Origin of the sequence: Mycobacterium sp., assembly GCF_036273375.1 — a bacterium.
Classification (GTDB): Bacteria; Actinomycetota; Actinomycetes; order Mycobacteriales; family Mycobacteriaceae; genus Mycobacterium.
In genome coordinates, this window is the sequence record NZ_DASUHS010000271.1 from 1 (window position 1) to 8,834 (window position 8,834).

13 protein-coding genes and 1 tRNA gene are annotated in these 8,834 nt (G+C 65.9%); 1 reads left to right on the forward strand and 13 read right to left on the reverse strand.

The window, feature by feature from the left end; genetic code table 11:
- The 6 genes from VFW69_RS23650 to VFW69_RS23675 all read right to left on the reverse strand — a co-directional run.
- Positions 1-382 (reverse strand): nuclear transport factor 2 family protein (locus tag VFW69_RS23650; RefSeq protein ID WP_526505206.1); only part of this gene is annotated, 382 nt, incomplete at its 3' end.
- On the reverse strand, positions 379-705 hold the full coding sequence (locus VFW69_RS23655; protein WP_526505208.1) for a putative quinol monooxygenase: 327 nt from the start codon (positions 703-705) through the stop codon (positions 379-381). The genes VFW69_RS23650 and VFW69_RS23655, both read right to left, overlap by 4 nt.
- Positions 706-712: 7 nt before the next feature.
- Complete coding sequence (locus tag VFW69_RS23660) at positions 713-1,642, reverse strand: NAD-dependent epimerase/dehydratase family protein (RefSeq protein WP_526505210.1); 930 nt, start codon at positions 1,640-1,642, stop codon at positions 713-715.
- A gap of 11 nt (positions 1,643-1,653) precedes the next feature.
- On the reverse strand, positions 1,654-2,163 hold the full coding sequence (locus VFW69_RS23665) for a nuclear transport factor 2 family protein (RefSeq protein ID WP_526505212.1): 510 nt from the start codon (positions 2,161-2,163) through the stop codon (positions 1,654-1,656).
- The gene (locus tag VFW69_RS23670; RefSeq protein ID WP_526505214.1) at positions 2,156-2,593 is read right to left on the reverse strand and encodes a VOC family protein; all 438 of its coding nucleotides are present in this window, start codon (positions 2,591-2,593) and stop codon (positions 2,156-2,158) included. Before VFW69_RS23670 ends, VFW69_RS23665 begins: the two co-directional genes overlap by 8 nt.
- A gap of 109 nt (positions 2,594-2,702) precedes the next feature.
- Positions 2,703-3,407 (reverse strand): TetR/AcrR family transcriptional regulator, encoded by a 705-nt coding sequence (locus tag VFW69_RS23675; RefSeq protein WP_526505216.1) that lies wholly within the window; start codon positions 3,405-3,407, stop codon positions 2,703-2,705.
- Between the two features lie 172 nt (positions 3,408-3,579).
- Between VFW69_RS23675 and VFW69_RS23680 the strand changes: the two genes are divergently transcribed.
- Positions 3,580-3,653 (forward strand) — tRNA-Cys (locus VFW69_RS23680).
- 97 nt (positions 3,654-3,750) lie between these two features.
- Here the strand turns inward: VFW69_RS23680 and VFW69_RS23685 are convergent.
- The 7 genes from VFW69_RS23685 to VFW69_RS23715 form a co-directional block, all read right to left on the reverse strand.
- Positions 3,751-4,149: a YchJ family metal-binding protein gene (locus VFW69_RS23685; RefSeq protein ID WP_526505218.1), complete on the reverse strand. Its 399-nt coding sequence runs from the start codon at positions 4,147-4,149 to the stop codon at positions 3,751-3,753.
- A gap of 20 nt (positions 4,150-4,169) precedes the next feature.
- Entirely contained in the window at positions 4,170-4,913 is a 744-nt protein-coding gene (locus VFW69_RS23690) for a hypothetical protein (RefSeq protein ID WP_526505220.1), read from the reverse strand.
- Complete coding sequence (locus VFW69_RS23695; RefSeq protein WP_526505222.1) at positions 4,910-5,830, reverse strand: vWA domain-containing protein; 921 nt, start codon at positions 5,828-5,830, stop codon at positions 4,910-4,912. Before VFW69_RS23695 ends, VFW69_RS23690 begins: the two co-directional genes overlap by 4 nt.
- Positions 5,827-6,804 (reverse strand): hypothetical protein, encoded by a 978-nt coding sequence (locus VFW69_RS23700; protein ID WP_526505224.1) that lies wholly within the window; start codon positions 6,802-6,804, stop codon positions 5,827-5,829. The genes VFW69_RS23695 and VFW69_RS23700 overlap by 4 nt, the downstream gene beginning before the upstream one ends.
- Positions 6,795-7,268, reverse strand: coding sequence for a hypothetical protein (locus tag VFW69_RS23705; RefSeq protein ID WP_526505226.1), 474 nt, complete (start codon positions 7,266-7,268; stop codon positions 6,795-6,797). Before VFW69_RS23705 ends, VFW69_RS23700 begins: the two co-directional genes overlap by 10 nt.
- A complete protein-coding gene (locus VFW69_RS23710) occupies positions 7,258-8,124 on the reverse strand; it encodes a DUF58 domain-containing protein (RefSeq protein ID WP_526505228.1) in 867 nt (288 codons plus the stop codon). The genes VFW69_RS23705 and VFW69_RS23710 overlap by 11 nt, the downstream gene beginning before the upstream one ends.
- Positions 8,125-8,131: 7 nt before the next feature.
- On the reverse strand, positions 8,132-8,834 hold a 703-nt coding region (locus VFW69_RS23715), incomplete at its 5' end, for an AAA family ATPase (RefSeq protein WP_526505230.1).

The window sequence follows — 8,834 nt, forward strand, 5'->3', positions numbered from 1 at the left end:
GTGCGGTGACCGAAGCAGGGTCTTTGTAATACACATCGAGGTCAACGATCTTCCCGCTGCGCAGCGTATAGACCTCGATCAGATCCATCGTGACGCTTTCTCCCGAGGCGCGGGCGGTGAATGTCAGCGAAAAGCGCAACACCACAGCATTTTCACCCATCTGCTCCGAGCTGAACGGCCCCGGGCTGAGTATCATCGCGTCGTTCATCTTCTCCAGCAGATCGCGAAATCCACTGAGCCCGCGGTAGTCGCCGCTGTATGGGAGACCGCCCGCTTCGCGGGCGACGAAGTCGTCGTGCAGAAGACGGCCCATTTCGCCGAAGTCGCCCTCGCGTACCGCCGTGCTGAATCTCTGCACGATCGCGAGGCTCGACTCGGTCATGTGAAGTCCTCGAACTGCGCCGCTACGGACTCTTGCCCGGGACTGGTGTATTGCACGAGCTGAGGCATACCCTCAATCAAGCTCAGGTACTTAGGGATTGACTTCTGAACCCACTCGGTCTCGCCATGGGCAGTGCACGCCGCTTGGTCTCGGTACACCTCGACGACGACGTAGGAGTCGGGCTCGTCGACGCGCTTGGCGAATGCGTAGTACACCACCCCCGGCTCGTTCGCGTTGGTCATGACGGCGACATGCGTCATCAAGTCCTCGAACGCCGCTGCGTTCTCGCCCCGCACGCGCAAGTTGGCGATGAAAGTGATCACCCGTTGCCTACACCTTCGCCGGTTCGCCGATGACGTGGTGCGACGTGTTCAGCCGTTGGGTAGCCGCCGCTATCGTCCGCCTGATGCCCTCGCGGACGGAAATCTTGTTGGGGCCCAGCAGCTCGAGCATCTTCGTGGTGTCGGCCCAAATCGGCCAGGCCTTGCTGTTCTCCACAAACGTGGGCCTTTTGCCGAGAATCTCCCCGGCTATCGCGCAGTAATCCTGTGTCGTCACCGCCTCGGTCCCGCCGACATTGACGATCTCGGCGCCCACCCTGGCGATACCTGCTGCGGCGATGGTCTTTTCGACGTAGTCGTCCTCGAATAGCGGCGTGTGCACGTTTTGCACGCCGGGATACACACTGACGGGCTCGTCCCGCATCATCTGGTCGATGCGCTGTGTCACGCCGCCGCCCCGAGGGCCGTAGAAGGAGAAGATGCGCACGATCGTCACCGGCAGTTGGTAATCGACGCTGAGGTGTTTGAGCAGGAATTCGGCCGCGATCTTGCTCGCCGCATAATTCTCGGCAGAGCTGTGCAGTCCGTATGGGTCGTCCTCTCGCAACGGCCGCTCGCCCTGATACTGGTAGAGCGAGCCGGTGCTCCCATGCACGAATGCCGTGCAGTCGCGGTACCGCCTGGCGAGTCGTCCGGCGGCGCCGGCGTTTACCTCGTACGCGGTCTTTTGCGTCGGTGGGAGAACGGCGTAGTTGATCACGACGTCGACGTACTCCGGCAGTGGCGACAGGTCCGGGTTGGCCAGATCGAAGGAGATCGGGTGCGCGCCTGCGCGTTCGAGCATCCGACTCTGCTGGGGGTCGGAGAAGCGAGCCACAGCGATGACCTCGTTGGACTTCGCGAGCTCGGCGGCCACCGGGAACGCCACTACGCCGCTCGCGCCGGTGACGAGGACGCGCCTTCCGGAAAGCTGTGTCATGTCAACCTCTTTCATTGCGAGTTCATGTCGGATGTGCGGCGGGCGATCCTGGCCGCTGCGGCACGCAGCCACTGTGCGTCATGGAGGGTGATCAGCGGGGTGACGACGTCCTCGCGCAGCCGCGTGAGTCTGGACGACTTGAGCCGCCACTGCCCGTCGGTCTTCTCGTACTTCTCGTGGTAGTGGCCGTATCCCCTCAGTGTGATGATCGGGATCAAACGCACGACGTCGTTGAGCGCCCAGATTCCCCGCGCGGTCGTCTGCGACGTGAGCGAAATCTCGGGGGTGTGCACCTGGTGCACCGTGGGTTGTGAACGCTTGCCGATGGTTTGGCGGGTGTAGGTGACGAACTCGTCCGCACCGACGATGACACGACTGGCGGAATCGACTATTTCGCTGACGAAGTCCTCGGCGAACAGCTCGCGCCACGCCACCCAATCCTTGGCATCGAGGTGGCGGCAGTAGCGAGCCTTCAGCTGTTTGATCGACTCGATCTCCAGCAGCACGGCCGGGTCATCCATCGGCGCCCTCCATGGCCTCGGCCTGGTAGCTGCCCATGAACTCCATCGGCACGCCACCCATGGTGCAGATAAAGAGGTCCACACCCGGCAGTCCGGTGTCGAGCACGGTGACCTCGCCGGCGTGCTCGCGCGCCTTGGCCTGCACGGTGTCGTAGTCGTCGGTGAGGAACGACAGCGCGGCAAGTCCTTCGGGAACCGATGAACGCAGCTGTTCCGGAACGTCGAGCACCTCGACGAGGCCTGCCTCGCCGCTGCCGAGGATCGTCACGTCCGCGCCGCCGGTGGGCGGCCAGCCGAGCGTCTTCTCGAGGATCTCGCCCGGCACCGGAAAGCGGTACTGGACTTCCATGCCCACCACGTCAGTCAAGAACTTGACGAACGTGGGAGCCGAATGGCTGAGCATCACGACGTGGTGCAGATGATCCGGCACGTCGATACCTCCCGGTGACAGGGCCTTTGCCGGATGCTAGCCAGCGCAGTCGCGTCTGCACCAGGGTTTGGCGAAATTTTTTTCCTGGGCAGAAAAAAATTTGTCCCTTTTAGGCGTGGGAGAGCATCTGCTCGAGTCCCGTGACGACCACATCCAGACTGAACAGCAGTTGGGCTTCGTCGTCAGTGTCATCCCCACGCGCCGCAACCACCTGTCGCAGCATCGGGAAGGTGCCCTCGACGGCGCCGCCGAGCGCCGTCGCGACCTCATCGACATTGGGATGCACCGTGCTCTGCGCAAGGAACACCGCTTCGCGACCCGCGGCATGGCCCAGCTCGGTGACGAGACGAAGAGCGTGCCCGGCGTCGACGACCGAAAATCCCGCATCGACCAACTCCTGCAGCACGCGCTCCACGGGTGCCAGGGCTCCAATTCCCTTGGGCGGCAGGCGGAAGTAGGTCGCGAGCACTCCGAGTTCGACGACGGCATCACGTAGCGCCGCGCAGTAGATACGAAGCACGCTGCGCCAGTCACCGCCCGCGGGCATCGCGACCCGGGTGAGCGCCGACTCGAAGACGTCCAGAGCGACCAATTCTCGCAAGGCGTCCCGATCGCCGACGTGATAGTTGAGCGCCTTGGGATCCACGCCGAGCACGTCGGCCACTGCCTGCATCGTCAGCGCTTCGGGTGCGACACTGCGTGCAGCCGACACGATGCGATCGCGACTGATCCGGCGCGGACGCCCCCGTTGGCGGGGAGTTGTCGCGAGGTCTTGCGCATCGGGCACGGCGAGCCTTTCGTCGCTGATCGACACCACTATAAATTTATTTCCAGCCCGGGAAGGAATCTTTGGCAGGCGACGGCGGAATGATGATTCGTCCCGGTGATGCAGGACGGTCGATGCGGTAGGTGATCACTAATTGAAATGATCGCGCCGAGAGAAACTCTGGGCTATTCCTGCGTGCGCTGGCATGCTATCGATTCGTGCGGGTGTGGCTGAGTGGCTAGGCAGCGGCCTGCAAAGCCGTACACGCGGGTTCAAATCCCGTCACTCGCTCCAAGGCAGGACAAGGGTGGAGCGCCGCGCGAAGTCAGAGCAGAGCGTGCGGAGTCACGAGGAACTTCTCTCCGGTCGCTCGCTTTGACGTAGGCGTTCACTACAGATCTTCCGCGACGGCGTCGAGGTAGAACCATCGGCCGGCGCGACGCTCGAAGCGACTGCGCTCATGCATGCTGCCCGCGCGGCCCCCGGACTCGTAGCGGGCCGTGAACTCCACTTCTCCGGAACCATCGCCTGGCCCACCAGCCAGGGTCCCGATCACCCGTAAGCCAGTCCAGGCGATGTTTGGGTCGACGGTCACGTCGGCCGGGCGCGTGCGCGGGTGCCAGGTGCGGAACAGGTAGTCGGCGTCACCGCAGGCGAAAGCCGAGTACCGCGATCGCATCAACTCCTCGGCCGTCCGGGCCTGTGACTCGCCTTCGTGAAACGGCCCGCAACAGGCGCGATAGCTCGTGTCGCTGCCGCACGGGCACTGCGGCCCAAGGAAGTCGTTCACATCAAAAGCTTGACAGACCCTTAGGGTGACTCCCCCGGCGGCGCGGCGCCTGCGGCGTCCTGCAGCACCTGCTGCAACTTGTCGAGCGGATCACCGTCCGCAGGATCAAGTCGGCGTGGTGCGATCTCGCGGCCGTCGCCCGTGACGGTGACGAGCGGTGGTGGTGGTGGGGGTGGCGCCGCCGGTGGCGGTGGTGGCGGAGGGGGTGCTGCCGGGGGCGTGGCGTTGAGCGCAGTCCTCTTGGCCGCCAATCGGTTTGCGGCATCCTCACGGATGGCATGCCGCTGCGGGTCCGGGTCGATGTTGCCGGCGAAGCAACCCCGCGGCGCGGCGTCGACGACGGCCAACGCGCTCGCGTAGCGTTCGTCGGCACGTGGGCGGTCCCCTGCCACCGCGGCCCGGTCGCCCTGGGTCTCGCGGACCAACTCGAGATTGACCCGCACGGGGCAGGAACCGACGGTGTCGCTGCGGGCCAGCGCGTCGGTGAAGTGGGCGTCGGCATCCTCTAGCCGGCCGTCGAGTACGGCGGCTGCGCCCGCGGCGAACGGCGCCCTCGCCGGTTCCACCACATTGACGACTCCGAGAATCGCCGCATCGGCCCGCACCGCGCTCCCGTCGCCGCGCGCGAAGGCGTGGGCTGCCGAATTGCCGACCAACACAACTGAAAACAGCTTGACTGCGACCAGCAGTGCGACGGCGACGACCGGCGCCGAATAGATGAGGAGCCGCCGTCGCAGCCGCAATCGCGCCGGTCTGCGCGTCATGACGCCAAGTCCCGTCGCGCGATGCGGCCGCGGCGAAACTCGCGGACCGACAGGTAGATCTCCGCGAGCAGCAGCCCCGCCGCGAGCAGCGCAGGCAGCCAGTACAGCTCGGTCCGTTCGGAAGCATCTGCTCGGCTATGCGGTGTGTCGGGCAGATTAAGTTGAAGGGGTTGTTCGAGATCGCGGTGTATATAGGGAACGTCGAGTTGTGCTGCTATTCTGCGCAACTCGGATTCATTGATCGTGTCGGTGCGACCGTAGCCCACCACCGCTCCGCCGGCGACCGACCCCCGCATGAGGTTGAAGTCGCCCTGTGGCGCGCGCGATCCGGGCGCGCCGGAACCGAAGTAGAGCACCACATTCCGTGCACCCGGGTATTGCTGTGTCGCCTGGATCAGCTGGTATCGCAGCACGTTGTCCGCCGCCCCCGCGTTGGCCTCGGGACTCGCGTTCTGGGAGCCGAGGGCCGTGATCGTTGGGCGCAGGCTCCAAACATCGTCGGACAGCGGCCAATCCAGCGAAGCCTTCGAGGTGAAGCCAACGAGCGCGTACCGTGCCCCCGGGTACTGCTTGATCAACGCCGCGATGTCGTCGCGCATGCCCACGATCCGCGGTTCACCGTTGCCGAGGTCCTCGACTCCCGAGGAGGCCGACTGATCGACGACGAGGAACACGTTGAGATTAGCGCCGGCGGCGGCCGTTGCGCCCTGGCGGTTTCCGTCATCGAGAAGTGCCGGGCGGGTGGTCGCCGCGATGAGTAGCAACACCGCAAGAGTCACACCGGTCCATCGCAAGGTGGCCCGCCTTCGGTGTCCGGCCGAGAGCAGCGCCTGGCGCAGCGCCACCAGGCGCGCGAGCAATAGCGCACCAACAACGACGGCGAGGATCGGCCAGGGCAGCACGGGCTGAAACGTCATCGGCGCAGTACCAACAGGGCCACCGACAGCACGGCCGCCGACAACAGGGCGATCACCAGTGGTACTACCGGCGCATCGCGGAAGTCCGCTGTCACAACGGTGCCGTCGGCGCGGCGCGCCGGGGCGGTGTGCGCGCGAATCTCGTTGAGTGCCGCCGTCACTGATTTCGGGGCCGGCACGACGTACCGGCCACCGGTCTGCTTGGTGAGCGCCACCAGCGCACCACTCGCGGGTGAGGGGGCAGTGTCGATCACATTGACTTGGGCCCCAGCCCGCTCGGCCAGGGCCCGGACACCGCCATCGGTGAACAATGCGGCACGCCGCTCCTCGGGGGCGTGAAGATCCGAAGGACCGAAATAGATGACTGAGCGCCTGCCAGTGCTGCGCGGCTCGGCAGACGGGAACCCCGAGAGGCACAGCGCAAGAACGTCGTTCACGCTTGCGGCGTAGTCGGTATAGGACACCGGCGGGGCGAACGACGCCGACTGCGCCCTGCGGGCACCGGTGAAGTCACCGAACCGTGCGGCGGCGTACTGATGGTCGCGCGTCAGCGGCACCAGACGGCGGTTCGCCGATGTCAGGCCGATGCGTTGCGCCTGAGGGGACGTAATGGCCCGCCGCGCGAAGTAGTCGAGCAGTTCAGTCGTCGCCGCGTCGGTCACCGGCTGCCCGACGCACAGGATGATGTCCTCGGGGTGAGCGCTGTCGAAATCGTTGCTCGCCACGGCGGGACGGGCCGCAGCCCAGGTCGCGGCGCCGAACATGACCGTCAGCACCACCAACGTCACAATCGTTGACAGCGAACGCAGCCGCGCCACTTTCGCGTACTCGGGCAACCGGGTCAGCCGCGCGACGTTGGCCAGTGGTCGCAGCCTCCTCCGAGCGGCGGTCATCGGAAGCAACGCCGCCAGCGCGACAACTGCGACGAAGCATGCCGCTCCGATGGCGCCTACCGGCCACCACTTCAGGTCCACGAGCGGATCAACTCCTGCGCCCGGGCACTCAGGTCGGCGACGTCGATCCGCGACTCGGCGTTGAATTGTGCGTCATTAAGCTGGGTGAGCAGCGGCGCGGCCGGGGCTAGGTCCCCGCCGGCCATCGCACCGATCTGCACGTACTGGGCCCGCGCGCCGGTCGCTTGGTGCAGAAAGCTACGCACCGTCCGGCTGATTGCCCCACATGCTGCCGGGGCCGACATCCGCCCGACATCGTGCTCGCCGCCGATGCGCTGCACGCAGTGGGCGAATCGGTTGCGGATCAGCCAGGCGTGCATTCGCCGTACGGCCGGGATGCGCCGCAACCGGCGTGACGGTAGTGTCCACACGAAAATGCCCCCGTACCAACCGATCACAGCAAGAATCGGCAGGACAGCCAGCCACAGCCAGCACGACGAGTACGGCTGCGGACCGAACATGTGGCGCAGCAGGTCATCCGGCACGGGCGGCCACCTCGGTCAGGCGAACGAGTTCGCCCCGAATGTCCCTGCTGCCGGCGATGGTCGCGTGCGCAGTGGCGTGAGCGGTCAGGAACGCATCGAGGCGGTCGCGGCGCGTCCGCTCGGCGCGGCGGTACGCGGTGACGACCCGCGGGCCGAGGTCGGCGCCGTTCAGGACGAAACGACCGGTGGCGACGTCGTACCCGTCGGTGTTGTCGGGACCCACCGCGGGCATGTCCGACACCATCGCCCACATGATGTCGTGGCGCCCGGTCAATCTGGTGAGCACTTCGCCCAGCCGCTCGTCAACATCGGGCTCGTCGGACACCACGATGATGAGCATGGTGTGGCGGTAATGCGTTGCGACGTAGTCGAGTTGAGCGGTGATATCGCTGCGGCCGGGACCGGCCGTGGTGTGCTGGTACCAGCGGTGCAGCAGGCCCTCGATGTGTGACTCGCCGCGCCGCTGCGGAATGTTCACGCAGCCGCGACGGTCACCGTAGACCATGCCGATCTGGTCGGATCGCCGCAATCCGATCAATCCCACCGCGCCCATGACGTGCGCGGCGACGTCGCGTTTGCATTCCCCGCTCGGGGCGAGCGCCGACATGTTGCGGCCGGCGTCTGCGACAAGCAGGATCTTGTGATGCTTTTCGGACACGAACCGTTTGATGAGCACGCCGCCCGAACGTGCGGAAGCCTTCCAGTCGATGTCCCGCACGTCGTCGCCGGGAACGTAGGGCCGCAGGTCGTCGAATTCCATGCTGCGCGTATGTAATAACGCATAGCGACCGCCTTCGAGCAAGCCGCGGGTGTCGGTACCGAAGTGCGCCTTGGCGCGGTTGAGGTGCTTACCCAAGATGACCTCAGGGCACGCGCACGGCCCGCAGCGCGGCGTCGACCACGACCTCGGAAGTGATGTCGGCGCTGGCCGCCTCGAAGCCGAGGATGAGCCGGTGCCGCAGCACCCGGTGCGCGAGGTGTGCGATGTCCTCGGGCAGCACGTGCGCACGTCCGGACAAGACCGCCTGCGCCCGGGCCGCCTTGCAGAACGCGATGGTGGCGCGTGGGCTGGCGCCGTACTCGACCAGGCGCGCGATCTGCTTGGGTAACGCCCGCGCGGGGTGGCGGGTCACGTCGACCAGTTGGCTGGCGTAGAGCATCAGCGCGCGGTCCATGTGGACGTGGCGCACCACCTCCTGCACGCGCAAAACGTCGTCGAGGCCGACCACCGGCGCAGTCGGCCGTTCCCTGTCATAGACGCCGGCGTCGATCCGGGCCATAACTTCTACCTCCTCCTCCGGCGAGGGGTAGCGCACGATTTCCTTGAGCAGGAAGCGGTCAGTCTGCGCCTCCGACAGCGGATAGGTGCCTTCCTGATCGACGGGGTTTTGGGTGGCGACGACCAGAAACGGATCCGCGAGCGGGTGCACCTGCCCGGCGATCGTGGTCTGTCGCTCCTCCATCGCCTCGAGCATCGCGCTCTGCGTCTTGGCACTGGATCGGTTGATCTCGTCGAGTAGCACGATGTTGGCGTGTACCGGACCTAGTTGGGTGACGAAGGAGTTG